At 61.6% G+C, this 15,233-nt stretch carries 10 protein-coding genes; 2 read left to right on the top strand and 8 right to left on the bottom strand.

The features are described from left to right. Positions 1 to 18: 18 nt before the first annotated feature. The 7 genes from AC1Z36_RS13200 to rfbB form a co-directional block, all read right to left on the bottom strand. Positions 19 to 1,284 carry a hypothetical protein gene (locus AC1Z36_RS13200; protein WP_483561324.1) on the bottom strand — a complete coding sequence of 422 codons (1,266 nt, stop codon included), beginning with the start codon at positions 1,282 to 1,284 and terminating at the stop codon, positions 19 to 21. Then, positions 1,281 to 1,814 carry a hypothetical protein gene (locus AC1Z36_RS13205; RefSeq protein WP_146112301.1) on the bottom strand — a complete coding sequence of 178 codons (534 nt, stop codon included), beginning with the start codon at positions 1,812 to 1,814 and terminating at the stop codon, positions 1,281 to 1,283. Before AC1Z36_RS13205 ends, AC1Z36_RS13200 begins: the two co-directional genes overlap by 4 nt. Before the next feature lie 627 nt (positions 1,815 to 2,441). After that, entirely contained in the window at positions 2,442 to 3,971 is a 1,530-nt protein-coding gene (locus AC1Z36_RS13210) for a sugar transferase (RefSeq protein ID WP_105661121.1), read from the bottom strand. Positions 3,972 to 4,539: 568 nt separating this feature from the next. Continuing rightward, on the bottom strand, positions 4,540 to 7,227 hold the full coding sequence (locus tag AC1Z36_RS13215; protein ID WP_402697576.1) for a helix-turn-helix transcriptional regulator: 2,688 nt from the start codon (positions 7,225 to 7,227) through the stop codon (positions 4,540 to 4,542). Next, the gene (locus AC1Z36_RS13220) at positions 7,224 to 9,752 is read right to left on the bottom strand and encodes a helix-turn-helix transcriptional regulator (RefSeq protein ID WP_483561325.1); all 2,529 of its coding nucleotides are present in this window, start codon (positions 9,750 to 9,752) and stop codon (positions 7,224 to 7,226) included. The genes AC1Z36_RS13215 and AC1Z36_RS13220 overlap by 4 nt, the downstream gene beginning before the upstream one ends. A gap of 435 nt (positions 9,753 to 10,187) precedes the next feature. Beyond that, positions 10,188 to 11,609, bottom strand: a complete 1,422-nt coding sequence (locus AC1Z36_RS13225) for a sugar nucleotide-binding protein (RefSeq protein ID WP_105658088.1) — start codon at positions 11,607 to 11,609, stop codon at positions 10,188 to 10,190. Further along, a complete protein-coding gene (rfbB, locus tag AC1Z36_RS13230; RefSeq protein WP_105661550.1) occupies positions 11,609 to 12,625 on the bottom strand; it encodes a dTDP-glucose 4,6-dehydratase in 1,017 nt (338 codons plus the stop codon). The genes AC1Z36_RS13225 and rfbB overlap by 1 nt, the downstream gene beginning before the upstream one ends. A 105-nt stretch (positions 12,626 to 12,730) precedes the next feature. Between rfbB and rfbA the strand changes: the two genes are divergently transcribed. Then, complete coding sequence (rfbA, locus tag AC1Z36_RS13235) at positions 12,731 to 13,648, top strand: glucose-1-phosphate thymidylyltransferase RfbA (RefSeq protein WP_483561326.1); 918 nt, start codon at positions 12,731 to 12,733, stop codon at positions 13,646 to 13,648. A 56-nt stretch (positions 13,649 to 13,704) separates the two neighbouring features. On the opposite strand, the gene AC1Z36_RS13240 is transcribed toward rfbA, so the two are convergent. Continuing rightward, on the bottom strand, positions 13,705 to 14,409 hold the full coding sequence (locus AC1Z36_RS13240; RefSeq protein WP_208294286.1) for a class I SAM-dependent methyltransferase: 705 nt from the start codon (positions 14,407 to 14,409) through the stop codon (positions 13,705 to 13,707). 164 nt (positions 14,410 to 14,573) lie between these two features. On the opposite strand from AC1Z36_RS13240, the gene AC1Z36_RS13245 reads away from it, so the two are divergent. Then, the gene (locus AC1Z36_RS13245; RefSeq protein WP_105661116.1) at positions 14,574 to 15,230 is read left to right on the top strand and encodes a sunset domain-containing protein; all 657 of its coding nucleotides are present in this window, start codon (positions 14,574 to 14,576) and stop codon (positions 15,228 to 15,230) included. Positions 15,231 to 15,233: the final 3 nt, after the last annotated feature.

Here is a 15,233-nt window from a genome sequence, read left to right on the forward strand (position 1 = left end):
TACCGGGTCTTTGCCAAGTCAGCGCTGCTGGGCGAATCGGCCCGCTGGTTGCCCCTGCCGGGGCAAGTGCACGGCAACCGATTTCTGCAGCCACCGCCGCATGGCCAAGCCGCCGGCCAAGGCACCAGCGGCGGCGGCCCACGGAACCAGCCGGTAGTCCGAAGTGAATACCAGGACCGAGGCAATCAGCACCACGGACAGGATGCTGTCCATGAACCTGATAGCAAATACCGGCCGTGCATTCTCGTGTACCGCAGCCAGCAGGCCATACGGCGTGGATGCCGCCACCGCGCTGGCATACGCCAGCCACCCGGTAACAGCAAGACCTGACGGGCGGATGCCCGTCAGCAGAGGTCCGCCCCAAGGCAGCAGCACCAGCCCAATGGCCGCGCAGCCTGCGGTGGCCAGCAAAAGCTTGAGCACCACCGAATCAGTGTTCTTCAGCTGGCGCCAAGGACCGGCATCTCGGTCGCGGGCCAGTGACGCAAACAGGTAGGCACAGGTGCCGGTGACCAGCAGCATCGCAGGAGCAGCATAAAGCCTAGCCGCCTCCAGCGCGCCGGCTGCGGCCAGGCCGATCAAGGCGGTGACGAGCACGCGCATCACGGTCAGCTGGGCCGGGCGCAGTCCTTGCAGGGCAGAGCGCCAGATTCCGAATCTGGCCACAGCCCGGATTTGCGCCGGACGGTGGGCCAGCGTTTTTTCGCTGTTTGGCAGGCGCAGCCAACCGAAGGCGGTTCCGGCGCATTGCCCGGCCAGGACCGCCAAGAAGAACGCTTCCAGCGTCAGGGTGGAGAAGACGCCGAATCCCAGCAGCACCATGCTGGTGGTTCCCAATACCACCAGGTCCACCGCGATCAGCTTTCCGAAGCTGAGGATCACCATGTAACTGCGCCGAACCAGCTCTTCAGCGACGTAGGCAACCACTGCCAGGCCGTAGAGCACAGCTCCGAGCAAGCCCAGCTCGGTACCCGCCCAGCAAAGCAACGCTCCGATGGCCCCCAAGGACAGGGCCAGCAACGCGAGCCAGAAGCGCAGTCCGGCCCGCACATGCGGATCATGCCGGTCCAGTACCGTCAGCGAGTCGCCGACAAAGCCGGAGATGACGGCGGCTGCAAGGATCAGCGCTCCGTAAAGCGTCGAAATGAGGCCCAGCGCCTCCAGCCCGAGAAGCTTGGCGGCCAGCATCAGCACAATCAGGCTCGTCAGGGACTGGATTGCCTGTGCCGTGGAAGATGAAGCTACACCGGCAATCTTGTTCAGCAGGGTTCTGGCTAGAGTCATTTCTTCTCTGCCTTCAACGTGAACAACCCTGGAGCGTGCTGGTTGTCCAGATCCACCTGCACCTTTGCCACGGCGCCGGCATCTTGGACGATGAAGGCGTAGTGGGCGCTGGCCTGCTTTCCTGCCTCGATCGTGCCAGAGAAGTCATAGGCCTCGACCTCGCCGTATAGCGGCAGTGCTGCCTGCTGGCCCTTGCCCGGCACGAGGTTAATGATCACACTGGAGATGTCCAGTTCCTCACCGGATCCATTGCTAATCCGGACCTCGTACACCCGGTATTTCGCTCCGGTGAAATAGCCTGGTCCCTCGCTTTTCACGATGCCATTGCCGATCGCGGCAACCGTGACGTTGACGCCGTCCCGATAGCTGGCTTGTGTCGCATCCTTCATATTCGCCGGCATGCGGTCTGCGGCCCTGACTGCTTCACCGGAGCGCTTCACCACCGGCAGCTTTCCATCGCCGGCTTCGAAGGCTATCCCGCTGTAGTCCGCTGGCTTCTCTACTTCGGGTGTTGGCTCGTCGCTGGGCACTTTGGTAGCTTCCAGCTGCGGCGCACTGTCTTCCGGTGCCTTCGTCGGATTGGCCTGGGGCTTCCCAGTTGGCGGTGCGTACGGTGATGGTGCTTGTTCTTGCGGCGCCGCATTGTCCAGCTCGCTCGCCTGGGGCGCAGCTGAAGTGCACGCTGCAAGCAAGAAGATCGACGAGCAGAGCATCGCCAGCGTTGACAGAATTCTTATCCGTCCGGCGGGTTTCGTGGCAAAGGAGTCGGCGGCAGCTGGGGGGCAAGTCGTGTTTTCGCGCGACTGACATGCCGCCGACTCCGCCTCATGAGCCCACCCGGAACTCGCAAGCGGGAATTCTCCCGCGCAGGAAATCGGATGGACTGGTTGATGCGCATCCGGTGGTGTCCCGCCAGAGCAATTCTTGTTGATAGCCCGAGTGCTTCCAGGCTCATGTGCTCGCAACGAACGCATTTTCTGATCCCCCACAGAATCCGTACTGCTTTGTTTTCGAACATTGGTTGCGCTTGGCACCCGATGAGAGGTAGCGCATGCTTGCGGATCCTGGCTGCAAATTGATCCGGCCCGATATCTGCTTGTCCCAGTGGCCCTGCCACGGCGTGCCCGCGGGCAAGCTGCAAGTTCTCATCCTGGCTCCTAGTAGGCACCGTCGGGCTTGATCATGACCTGGAAGGTACGCCAGATCAACCGCAAATCGCTGAGCACGGTCCAGTTCTCTGCGTAGTACAGATCCAGCCGCACGCTTTCCTTCCACTCCAGGTTTGACCGTCCGGAGACCTGCCAAAGTCCGGTCACCCCCGGCTTCAGCAGCAACCTGCGGCGGGCCTGGCCCTCATAGGTTTCCACTTCGGCGAACAGCGCCGGACGGGGTCCGACCACCGACATGTCCCCGCGCAGGACGTTGAGGAACTGCGGCAGCTCATCCAATGAATGCTTGCGCAGCCAGTTGCCGCACCGGGTGACCCTCGGGTCGTCTTTCAATTTGAACAGCGGCCCTGCCCCTTCATTCAGCTTTTGCAGGGCGGCCAATTGCGCTTCGGCATCGTGGACCATGGTGCGGAATTTGATCATCTTGAAGGGGCGGCCGTCCTGTCCGGCCCGTTCTTGGAGGAAGAAGATCTTCCCCGGGCCCTCGCGCCGGATCAGCAAGGCGATCACCAGGAAAACCGGTGACAAGGCCAGCAAGGCGAGCAGCGAGAAGACGATGTCGAAGCCGCGCTTGCAGAGGTATCGCGCTCCGGTGAACTTTGCCAGTTCCACATGCAGCAGCGGCATCCCATCCACGGGGCTGGTCCGCACGCGGCGGCTGGCAACCCCGATGATCGAGGAGGCCACGATGAGCCTGGTCCCGGTGCCCTCAAGCCGCCAGCCCAGTTGCTGCAAGGCTTCATTGCCACCGGGTAATGGTCCGGCCACGATCACCGAATCAGCATGCAACCGCTGGATTTCCTGCTCGATGGCGCCGGTGTCGTAGGCCAGAGGAAGGGTCGGATCGGTTTTGCGGATATCGCGTTCGGCTTCCGGATCCGCCGCGCCGTCCATCAGCGCGCCAACAACCCGGTAGGCGGGCCCGGATTTCTTGGAAATCTGGCGGACGGCGTACGGGACGTCGGTGGGCTGGCCGTAGATCAGCACATTGCTCAAGGCGTAGCCGCTTCGGCTGCGCCAGCTCAGCCACTGGCGACAGGTCCACCTGCTCAGCAGCAGTGCGGGCAGTCCCAGCGGCAAAGAGAGGACCAGGAAAATTTTCAGGCTGTCCTGGCCGGTGAGCACGATAAGTACCCCCATGAAGCCCGACAGTGCCAGCCCCGAATAGACCATGATCTTGTATTCCTGCATCCCCACGGCAACACTTCCCAGCCGGTGGGCCTTGAAGGATAGCAAGCTGGCCATCCAGGCGAAGGTGAGCAGCAACCCGGCCAGCACGTAGTAATGCGTGCTACCCGCAATGAACTGCGGCATCTGCGAGCTCTGGAATTGCGTGATTGCCGGCAAGGAGCTCACCAAGGAAATGACCAGCAGATCAGTGCCGTAAAGCCGACGCAGATAAGCGCGGCCCCGGGCACTGGCGGTACCGGTTTCCTGATTTGTCCTTGGAGGTGCGAACGTCCAGGTGCCGAGAGAAGATACGCGATCTTCGCGCAGCCTGCTGCTAATTTGCGACATGTCTTGTTCCCGCCCTGGCTAGCGATTCGACGCAGCAAGGGTGGTCGCAGACCGGCAACACAACGTCAATCATCTGTATTCCCCCAAGAAATAAGCGAGTTCCCCAATACACATGGCAATCGCGCTGTCCCACCAGCCCGGCTGCCGTTCTCGACCTTGAGCCTATGATGCGAATGCATCCGATGCACGAGTGGAAGAACACTCAAAAGATGGCCTGCATATCCTTCAAATACTCACACGGCACTTGGTTCATACTCGCTCGCTACTTGGAAGGAAGTTTCCGGGCATGGAAAAACCCTGCACCGGCGCAGAGGGGTTGCCGATACAGGGCCTTTTCGGGAAGGGACCGGCGGTAGCGCTGGGGGTAATCCTCGCGGATTCGCTGGCCGCCGGCCCCGTTTCAGGGAAGAGCTTCGCCGCCACGGCACCGACCGCGCACCCTACGGATAGGCACTCGTTCGCAAAAGAACGCCTGCGTAAGTCTCCAGCTCCCGCAAATCACATTACCCACCTGTGCTGGGCCGGGCACGGGTGGTACCTACTCCAAGTTTGCGCAAACCGGCACGTGCTACCTGCCGGTTGTACCCGCTTCAAGCCCTGCGTGATCCAATTCCGCGCGCTCGGTAATCCCCAACTTCGAAAATACCCGGTAGAGATGCCCCTCCACCGTGCGCTGCGAGACCGTCAAGGTCCGGGCAATCTGCGCGTTATTCAATCCCTGCCGGGCCAAACCGACGATTTCCGCTTCCCGGGCGGTCAATTCGGTCAGCGCCAGGACACGGGCGATGTACTTTCCCGGGTCCATCCCCTGTTGGTCGATCAGTTGGGCGGCCCGGCGCAGCAAGGCGCCGCAGCGCCGCTGGTCCCCGGACTGGGCGTAGCGTTCGGCCGCCCGGGCCCAGGCCTCGATCACCACCAGGTATTCTTTCTTGGCCAGGGCGTCCTGGGCCAGCTGCTCCAGCGGCTCGCCAAGCTCTGAGCCTCGCAAGTCCATCAGGCGCGCCAAAAACGCCGCTCGCGATCCCTGCTGCCCCGCAGCCAAGGCACGCAGTCTTTCACCCATCTGGGATTCGGCCAGCTCCTGGTCCCCCAGCTGCCGGGTCATGCTGAAAAGGAATTCGCGTTCCACCAGCGGGAAGCACTCCAGCGACTCACCCGGATACGGATGGCCCAGTCCCGCTGCGAAGGCCCGTGCGAAGATGCGCTGCTTCGACGACTCCTCGCCCAGTTGTCCGTTCAGCGAAATCGTACCGCTGGAACTGAAGGACTCGGGCCCGGTGACCAGGGCTTCAGGCACCGGAAAGCCCAACCGGGCCAGCAGCAGCCGGTACAGATTACTGGCCAAGGCCAGCAGTTGAGTGGTGTCCGCAATCTGCAGTTCCGTCACGGCCTCGGCCATTTTGGCCATGGCGAGCTGTACTCTGCCTTGCAGCAGGTGGCTGACGCCGTCGAGCAGCGAGATTGCCCCCTGGTAGTACTGGATGGAACGGAGCCGGGCATGGCGGTAGGAGTCGATGAATGCCGCGGCGCGCTCGTATTGTCCCAAGAACAGCAGGTTCCAGCCAATGCGGAAGAACACCCGGACCTCGTACATGGACTGCGGGGCCGGGTACTCCTTGAGGTCTTGCAAAGCCGGTTCCATCAGATCCAAGGCCTGCTGGCACCGGCCGGCGGACGTGTGCAGGTCGCTGAGCACCATCATGCCGATGAAGCGCACCTGCGCGGGCAGCAGCCGGTCCTCCAGGAATTCTTGCAGCTCGGAAACGCTCGGCAGTGGACCGCGGGCGGTATTGACCCTGAGCCAGAAATCCAGGACCCTGGCCCCTGCGCTATGCAGGGCCAAGAAGCTGGCTACCTCTTCTGCGTCCGCGTGCCCCAGGGCCCGATGCTTCCAATCGTCCAGGATCCGCCCCAATTCGACGCCATCGGTTCCGATATTCGTGGTGACCTCCAGCAGGTAGGCGTAGGCCTGCCCCAGCAGCGCCAGATCGGTCAGCTGATCGATCAGGCGCAGCAACAGCGCGCGCGCGGCATGGTGCCGCCCCATGCTCAGCAGCATCCGCGCTTCGAGCAGCGCTCCTTGCCCATGATGCCGGGCGAGCTTACCCAGGACGCATAGGCGCAGGGCCAACCCGAAATTCAGTTCCCGAGCGGCCTGCTCGGCCAGATCCAGGACCAACTTCATGGGCACCTGCTTACCGGTTTCCAAGGACCACAGCACCTCGCGGGCGTTTGGCTCGTTTCCCAGCGAGACCGCCGCGGTAACCCACAGGTCATGCAGCTGTGCGATGTCATGTTCGGTGGCCAAGGCGCGGACGATCCGCTGCATCAGCTTGGATTTCAAGACCATTGCCGGGCCTTGCTGCATCAGCTCACCGATTTTCAGCAGCCGTTGGTAAGGCAATCCGCACTGCTCCAGCACTTCTGGGGGCTGCGGGCCAGCCAAAGCCAACAGCAACAGCGACTGCTGCTCCTGAACGGACAGGGTCCGGGTGATTTCCCGGCCCAGCGTCAACATTGGCGTATCGATTTCCGGAAGTGCGCGGGCCACGATCCATACCGGCTCGTGGAGCCCGTGGCTCTGCAGCAACCTGTCATCGTGGAAAAGCGTGCCTTGTTCCAGGCAGGATGCAGCATAGGCTTCAACGAAGCTGGGGTTACCGCCGGTGACCACGTCGATCAGGCTCACCGTGCCCTCGGCGAGCTTGCGTCCGATCACGCCTTCGGCCACCGCGCGCACTCCTTTGCGGTCCAAGCGCTGCAGGGCCATGGTGGTGAAGGATCCCAGCTCGGCCAGCGCGCCCAGCGGGCTATCCGCTTCCAACGACCCGCTGCCCAGAGCCAGCACCTTCACCTCGGCGTTTTCCACCAGCAGAGAGAGGATAAAGCAGGACTGCGGGTCCAGGAACTGCGCATCTTCGACGACAACGATATGCGGTTCAAGCTGCCCGCGGCTGGAAAGCAGGCTCCGATTCAGTTCGCGCAGCACGCTCACCGGCTCGTCGATGCTCTCCAGGGCCCCAAGATATGGCGACAAGGCACCATGGGCAACAGTGCTCAAGGACGGCGTGCCATACAGCGTCATGACCGGCTCGCCCGCGCCCGAGGAGGCAAGCACTGCCTCCACGAGGCTTGTCTTGCCCACGCCCTGCTCGCCCAGCAGCAAGACGCCGGCGGGACCTGGCCTTTGCAGGATCTGCAGCAGCCGGTTGTATTCAGTTGGCCTGGTCTTGGTAATCAGTTGATGCTGTTTCATCGCAGCCCTGCGGTACGGCGGCTGGTGCGGTCAAGCGCAGTGAGCTCCTGGCGATTTCGGACCTGGAGCTTGGAATATACCTGGTACAGATGCCCCTCCACGGTGCGAATCGAGACGCCATTGAATTTTGCAATTTCCGAATTCGTTTTGCCAGTTATGGCCATCTTGGCGATCTGGGCCTCACGCTTGGTCAACTCGCGCATCCAGCCCGGCTGCTGTTCGATGGCTTCAAACTGCAGCTCGTCGTGCTGCTGGATCTGCGGAGCCGAGTCCCGCTTGCGGCTGTTGACTGCCCGGGCAAGCTTGCGCTGATCCCTGGCTTCCATTGATGTGACGAACTCGTTGTTCGATGGCACGGACATGAGCAAGTGCCCGGCCTCGACCATGCTGTCCAGAGCCGCTGCCAAGCGCGGCGAGTCCTTGGCCGCCGCCGCGTCTGCGAGCGCCTCCAGATTCTGTCCGACAAGGCCCTCGCAGCGTCTGGCGGCGCTGCGCAGCTGCGGCAGCACCAGCTGGTCTCCCAGCCGCGCGGCGAACCCCAAGGTCAGCGCTTCGAGCAGGGTGTGCTGGCCGCCGCGGGCACGCTGGGCGAAGGTTGCCAGCCGCAGCCTTGCAGCCTGCGGCGAGCCGAGTTCGGCCAACGCAAGGCAGGAGAAGACTTCTGCCGCCCAGGAGTAGAAGCTCAGCGGCATCTGCATCGCTCCGGGGGTCCCGTATTCAGGGCATACCAGTGCGGATGCCTCCACCCGCCTCCCGGAGCAAGCCAGCGCATAGGCAATGACCGACCCAATCAGCGCTTCGGTTCCCCGGTCTCCGGCCACTTGCATCTGGTGCAGGTTCGGTTCCAGCAGGCGCAAGGCAGCGTCGTAGTCATTGCCCAGTCCCAGCAGGATCCCCCGCATGATGTCCCCGTAGGAAATGAGCAAGGGACTGATGTACTGCCCTTCGGCCAGGCGCTGGGCGCGGGCTGATGCCGCGTTCCAGACTCCGGAGAGCAATTCGGCCTGGAGCAGCTGGAACTCTATATCTGCTGCGTCCTCGGAATGAAAATTCGAGACCGTCGGGCCGTTGAAGCGGATATTGCGCAGTTCCCCGTCCACGTAACTGACCAGCTTCATGGCATCGGCCTGTCGCGACTGCGCCGCCCAGCTGGCAGCTTGCAACGACAGGGACCGCAGGTGCAATGACTCGCTCATCCAGCCTGACGAAGACAGCAGTGACTCGCTGCTGCCGGCGATGCTCGTTTCTTTGGTCATCTCGGTGCTGAATAAGGTCGCGAACGTGCTGAGCAGTTCCAGTTCCTGGAATGCGGTATCCAGGGATTCGCGCGGACCGGACTCCCTGGCGGCCTGGGCCAGTCCCGCCCTGGCCAGGTCGATTGCTTCGAGTCCGTTGGAAAGCTGGCCGAGCATGGCCTGCGCGCGCACGTGCATCTCCACGATGGCCACCCGGGTGCGCGGGTCAGTTGGCCAGCATTCGGCGTGATAGCCCTGCTGCTGGAAGTCTTCTGCCACCCTGAGCTGCGATTCGTAGTCGCCAAGGTCGTTCAGGGATTTCAGTTGCGCAAGGATCCGGGCAGCCAATGGGTCCTTGTGCAGCTTGGCCAGCAGTTCCACACCGTGAGGGTGGGCCTGGTTGCTGGATTCGGCGCGCACGAGCAGGGACAGCAGCGGATTGGATATGCCTACCTTGTAGGCGGCGCCGGGCAGGTACTTGGCCTGGCCACGGTTCAGCAAGCCGTCAAGCTCGCAGGTCAGGCCCGAACGCCGGATGCGGTTGAGTTCCACCGGCCCGCCCAGTGCCAGGGCCCCGAGCAGTTCGCGTTCACCGTCATCGAGCCCATGGACCAGCGAAGCGTGCAGGGCCTGCATCGCTGGCCCGGAATCGAGCGCGTTCATCCGCAAGGCCCAGGTACCGTTGCGCTGCAGCAGCTGGCCGTCTTCGCGCCAGCTGTGCATCAGCTTGAGCATCAGCGAGCGGTTGCCCCCGGCCAAGTAGCACAGGGTTGCCGAGGCGTAGGCGGAGACCCGCCCTTCCAATTCCTGCTGGACGAAAGCGTGCGTTTCCATGCTGCCCATGCGCTCGACGCGCTGGTGCGCCAGCCGGCCCGAACGGTACAAGGCGAACAGGTCCCCAGGAAGATCCTGCACGTGTTCGCAGATCACGAAAAGCTTGATCTTGCCCATCGTGGCCAGCTGGGCGAGCAAGGAGCTGGATTGCTCGTCGATCAATTCAGGCCGCCCGAGCACCACCATTGACGGGCGCTGGTCGGTGCACAGCACCCGGCCCAGCTGGTGGATCAGCTCATGACGGCTCGAAGCTCCGGCCACGTCGACTTGGGCAAGCAGGAATGAAAGCACACCGAAAGGCACTTTCGTGCCGAAGTTGCTTCCGTTCAGCCGGATCAGCTTCGGCGGCTCGGCCATCTGGCCCAAGTCGGTTTCCAGCTGCGCCCTTCGACCGCTGCCCGGTGGTCCGGAGACCACAGCTCCGGCGCAATGCGGGTCGTTCAGGACCCTGCCCAAAATGCCTTGCGAAATCCGCGAAAGTTTCGAAGTTGTCTTGCTATCTCCCCGCTGCGATCGAGCATTGCGAGTGCCCGCCAGCGAGAGAATTCGTGAATATTCCATTATTCAAACCGCCCCAATCGGTTCGTTCCCCCAAATTAACCGTGAAAGAATCTGTCAGGACTCTTCCTCGTGTTTCCCCATCCTAGGACTTAAAGGCAGCGAGAACACTGGGTTCGGCAGGATAAATGAAGCTCAGTCACTTTTTCTTCTTTTCCCAGTGATTGCACAACACTTCGCCTTCACTCGGGAACAACGAGTTAGTCCCCATGACTTTTCTAGTTGACTTGGAATAACTCGCACCTTGGGAAGGATTGCCGAGCCTGGATGAGGGGTTCTGGCCGTTCACCTGCCATTCACTGGGACCACACCCGATTTTTACCTACCCGGTTTTTATGGCGTTACGCGATTCTGGCCAAGGAACTGATCCAGCAAGTCGGCTAACGGCTTCGGCGCGAAGCCGGTCGCTTGCAATTTTGCGGTGTCCAGCGTGCTGTTCGCCGGCCGGGGTGCCAACTGCGGCCGGCCCAAGGCATACTCCCGGGTGGAAACCGGCTGCACGGAATCCGGGTCATGGCCGCACAAGGCGAAGACCTCGCAGGCAACCTGGTACCAGCTGGCGGGTTCGCCGCCACCCTGCAGGTGATAGGTCCCCGGGGCGCTGCCGGCATCAATCAAATGCATGATGCCGCGGGCCAGCTCGCTGGCGAAGGTCAACCGGCCGATTTGGTCATCGACCACCCTGGGCGCGATTCCCTGCTCGGCGAGCCGGCGCATGGTGGACACGAAATTGTTGCCCTGCCCGATAACCCAGCTGGTGCGCACCACATAGTTTCTGGTGTGGGCCAGCACGGCCTGCTCGCCGGCGGCCTTGCTTTGGCCGTAGACTCCGAGCGGCGCGATCGGATGCAACTCATCAACCTCGCGTTGCGCGCCATCGAACACATAGTCGGTGGACACATGCACCAGCGGCACCCCCCGCTCGGCGCATCGTGACGCCAGCTGGCGCACGGCCACGGCATTGACCTGCCACGCTTCGGCACTGCCCGCAGGGGTTTGCGCCCGGTCCACTGAGGTCATCGCCGCCGCGTTGACCACGTGGCTGCAATTTGCAAGGTCCAGCGATGCCGCGAAGCCCGGGGACTGCAAGTCGGTCTGGGCGCGGGTATACAAAGCGATCCGTTCATCTGACTTCGCCAGCTGGGCGAAGGCACGTCCGAGCTGACCGTTCCCGCCGAGCACCGCAATTTTCTTGGGCTGCACTGGTTTCGCCTGCGCCAGCGGTGGGTGCTCCTTGTCCGCCTGTGAAACTATGGCCTCATCCAAGCTGATGGGCCAGGGGATGTCCAAATCCGGGTCGGCCAGATTGACGTAGCTGTATTCCAACCGGGCTGGCTCGGTCCAGTGCTCGGTGACCAGGTAGGAGTACACGGTATTCGAGGCCAGGGTCTGGAAGGCGTTGGCCACCCCGCGGGGCACGAAGACCGCTTGGCCTTCGCCCACCTGAGCGGTGAACAGCCTGCCGAAACCGTGCCCGGGACGCAGGTCCACCCAGGCGCCGAAGATCTCCCCAGACAGCACCGAAATGTATTTGTCCCATGGCTCGGCGTGCAATCCGCGAGTGGTCCCGCGCTGGCCATTGAAGGAGACATTGTTCTGCACCGGACGGAAGTCCGGCAAACCCGCAGCCACCATTTTCTCCCGCTGCCAGTTCTCCTTGAACCAGCCGCGCTCATCGCGGTGCACCGGCAGGCTGACCACTTTGAGTCCCTGAATCGGGCTGTCCTCTACCCGTAGCTGTGCCGCGCCGCCCATCAGCTGGCAACCTTGAACGCATCGGCCTGCTGCGCATAGCGCTGCTCGGTCTGTGCCTTGGCCGGCTCCCACCAGGAGCGGTGCTGACGGTACCAGCCAATGGCCTGCTCCAGGCCCTGCACCAGGTCGGTGTACCGCGGCTGCCAGCCAAGCTCGGTGCGCAGCACCGTGGAATCGATGGCATAGCGCAGGTCATGGCCGGCCCGGTCGGCCACCGCATCGAAGTCATCGGCTTTCCTGCCCATCAGCTCCAGAATCAGGGCGAGCACTTCGCGGTTGCTCTTCTCTCCGTCCGCACCAATCAAATAGGTGCGCCCGGTCTGGCCCGCTTCCAGAATGAGCTGCACCGCCGAGGAGTGGTCGCTGGCGTGGATCCAATCGCGCACATTTGTTCCATTGCTGTAGAGTTTGGGCCGCAATCCCCCCAGGACGTTGGTGATCTGCCGCGGGATGAACTTCTCCACATGCTGGTACGGCCCGTAGTTGTTCGAGCAGTTGGATAGCGTCGCCTCGATCCCGAAGGAACGGACCCAGGCCTTGACCAGCAGGTCGCTGGAGGCTTTGGTAGCCGAATAAGGGCTGGATGGCTTGTAGGGCGTGGTTTCGGTGAAGCGCTGCGGATCATCGAGTTCCAGGTCTCCATAGACCTCGTCGGTGGAAATATGGTGCAGGCGCACACCGTGGTTGCGCACGGCTTCCAGGAGTTCGAAAGTTCCCAAGACATTGGAATTCACGAAGCTGCGCGGGTCATGCAAGGAATTATCGTTGTGCGTCTCTGCCGCGAAGTGGACCACAGCATCATGCTGCGGCACCAGTTCGTTGACCAACACGTAGTCGCAGATGTCGCCAACAACAAGGTTGACGCGTTTGCTGTCCAAGCCTTCCAGCGACTGCCGGTTGGCGGCGTAGGTCATCTTATCCAATACGGTGATTTCACTGTCGGAATGCGCAATCATATGGTGCACGAAATTTGCCCCAATGAATCCTGCTCCCCCAGTTACAAGGATTCTTTTCATCTCACCAATGTAGCCAGTGGGCACCGCGGCCAAGCAGCTTCCTAGCAATTCTCGAGTATGACTACTCTGACAAGATCGCTGCCCGCTTCATTAGGCTCGATAGCCATGAGGGGAATAATTCTAGCTGGGGGAACCGGGTCTCGTTTGCACCCGATCACGCGAGGCATCTCAAAGCAATTGGTGCCTGTCTTCGACAAGCCGATGATCTACTATCCGCTGACCACGCTGATGCTCGCTGGAATCAGGGACATCCTGGTCATCACGACGCCGCAGGATGAGGGGCAGTTCAAGTCCTTGCTCGGCGATGGCTCGCAGTTCGGCATCAATCTGTCCTATGCCGTGCAAGCCCGGCCTGAAGGCCTGGCCCAAGCGTTCATGCTTGGCGCCGAGCACATCGGAGGGGAATCCGTGGCGCTGGTGCTGGGTGACAACATCTTCCATGGACCGGGGTTCGGCACCCAGTTGGGAAGCTACGCCGACCAGACCGGCGCGACGATCTTCGGCTACTGGGTCAAGGATCCCAGGTCCTACGGCGTCGTCGAGTTCGATAGCTCCCTAAGGGCCGTATCGCTGGAAGAGAAGCCGCTGGACCCGAAAAGCCACTACGCTGTTCCGGGATTGTACTTCTACGACAATTCCGTGGTTGGCAAAGCCCGGACATTGCAGCCTTCGGCCCGTGGAGAGCTTGAGATCACCGACATCAACCGCTTGTACCTCGAAGAGGGCAACCTCAACGTCACGGTGCTGGCCCGCGGAACTGCGTGGCTTGATACCGGAACCTTCGATTCGCTCAACGACGCCTCCAACTTCGTGCGCACTGTCGAAGCGCGGCAGGGTTTGAAGATCGGTTCTCCCGAGGAAGTTGCATGGCGCCAGGGGTTCATCTGCGATGACCAGTTGCGCACTTTGGGCCGGGAGTTGGGCAAGAGCGGGTATGGCGATTACTTGCTTCAGCTGGCAGAAAACAGTTTCGTCGATCCCCATCATTCAACGCGTCCTGCCGCTATGCCGGCTATCAGCTGATATTCGAGGGCTTCGCGGCTTCCGGACGCCGTTGGCACCCGGAAGCAGTGCGCTGGCTAGCGCGTCGAGCGCAGCGAGAAGAACAGGAAGCTCAAGAACGCGTCGCGTTCACGCAAGGCTTCTGGAATCACGCCTTCGGGCGCATCCTTGGCATACGGCGGCTCCCAAACACGCTCCACCGCGAACCCTGCGGAGATCAGTGCCTTCATAGTTTCATGCAAAGGCCGATGCCAATAGGTCAGTTCGGCAGGCTTCCCCTTGAAAGTCACTTCGTCGGTGTACTGGGTGAGCTGGAAGTAGTCCTTGCCTCGGTGGTTGAACGGGTAGAGAATCGGATGGTTCACCGACATGATGAGCCGGCCGCCGGGCTTGAGGACCCGGCGGACTTCCTCCAGTGCGTAGTCCCAGTCCGGCAAATAGTGGAACACCAAGGAAGCAATGGCATCGTCAAAACTGTTGTCGGCATACGGGAGCTTCTCCCCCAATGTCGCCACTTTCAGGTCGGCATCTTCGCCCAGCCGCTGGCGTGCCAGGTCCACCATTGCCCGGCTGGTGTCGAAGCCCGAGACGCTCGCTCCACGGCTCATGAGCTGTTCCGACAGCGGGCCGGCGCCGCAGCCGATATCCAGGATGTTCCGGCCGGCAACGTCTCCTGCCAGTTCCAAGGTGGCCGGCCGCTCATAGTAGGCGTTCAGCATGCTGAATTCGTTCTCGTCAGCGTAGTCCTGGGCGAAATCGTCGTAGTTGCTTTCCTGTGGCACGGGCGCGCTCCTTTGCATGGTTTTGCCCGAGCCTAGCAAAGGCTTCAACTAATCATTGGGAAAACACTCGACTGATCGAGTAACGCTTTGACTGCAATAGCCGCAATCGATCACAATCGCGTCCAGCCATAGTTTCTATTCCCAGTCCAGATTAGAATCAGCACATGGGACCGATCAGTGCCCATGCTCGTTCGACTTTCCATGGGGAGAAATTGAATAAATTAGTTCAGCGTTCACTCGCTGTCATCGCTTCGGGAGCACTTGTATTCTCCGGTGTCTCCGCGGCCTCGGCCGCTCCGTTGCCCACCAGCATTTCATCTGCCAGCATCGTTGCTGCGAAGAAAAAGGCTCCTGCGGTAACGATCAAGAAAATTGGCACGAAGACTGTCAAGGGTTCAGCCAAGGCAACCATCAAGCCTAGCTATTCCAAGGCAAAGAACGTGAAGATCAAGTCGGCGTTGCTGAAGGTGGTCAAGGGCAAGAAGACCGTCGCCAGCAAGAAGAAGTCCGTCAAGCTCGCAGCGGGCACCTACAAGGTCACCACCACGGTCAAGTACCAGCTCAAGGGCAAGACCTCGACCATTCAGAAGACGCAGACCTTGCTGGTGAAGAAGGCGGCCGCCAAGCGTTCCGTGAAGATGAGCGGCAAGGCAAAGAACTGCCCTGCAGGCTACCCGGTGAAGGGCAACCGCACCGGCAGCCAGAAGGAGTGGAAGTACCATGTCAAGGGACAGCGCTTCTACAACATCACGAAGCCAGAAGAATGCTTCAAGACTGCAGCTGATGCGCGCAAGGCCGGCTACCGGGCTTCGAAGCTCTAAACC

It is taken from the genome of Glutamicibacter sp. BS14 (genome assembly GCF_056934375.1).

Bases quoted from the DNA above. Each gene is read 5' to 3' on its own strand.
- AC1Z36_RS13200 (WP_483561324.1), bottom strand. From the start codon at position 1,284: ATGACTCTAGCCAGAACCCTGCTGAACAAGATTGCCGGTGTAGCTTCA.
- AC1Z36_RS13210 (WP_105661121.1), bottom strand. From the start codon at position 3,971: ATGTCGCAAATTAGCAGCAGGCTGCGCGAAGATCGCGTATCTTCTCTC.
- AC1Z36_RS13215 (WP_402697576.1), bottom strand. From the start codon at position 7,227: ATGAAACAGCATCAACTGATTACCAAGACCAGGCCAACTGAATACAAC.
- AC1Z36_RS13225 (WP_105658088.1), bottom strand. From the start codon at position 11,609: ATGGGCGGCGCGGCACAGCTACGGGTAGAGGACAGCCCGATTCAGGGA.
- rfbB (WP_105661550.1), bottom strand. From the start codon at position 12,625: ATGAAAAGAATCCTTGTAACTGGGGGAGCAGGATTCATTGGGGCAAAT.
- rfbA (WP_483561326.1), top strand. From the start codon at position 12,731: ATGAGGGGAATAATTCTAGCTGGGGGAACCGGGTCTCGTTTGCACCCG.
- AC1Z36_RS13245 (WP_105661116.1), top strand. From the start codon at position 14,574: ATGGGACCGATCAGTGCCCATGCTCGTTCGACTTTCCATGGGGAGAAA.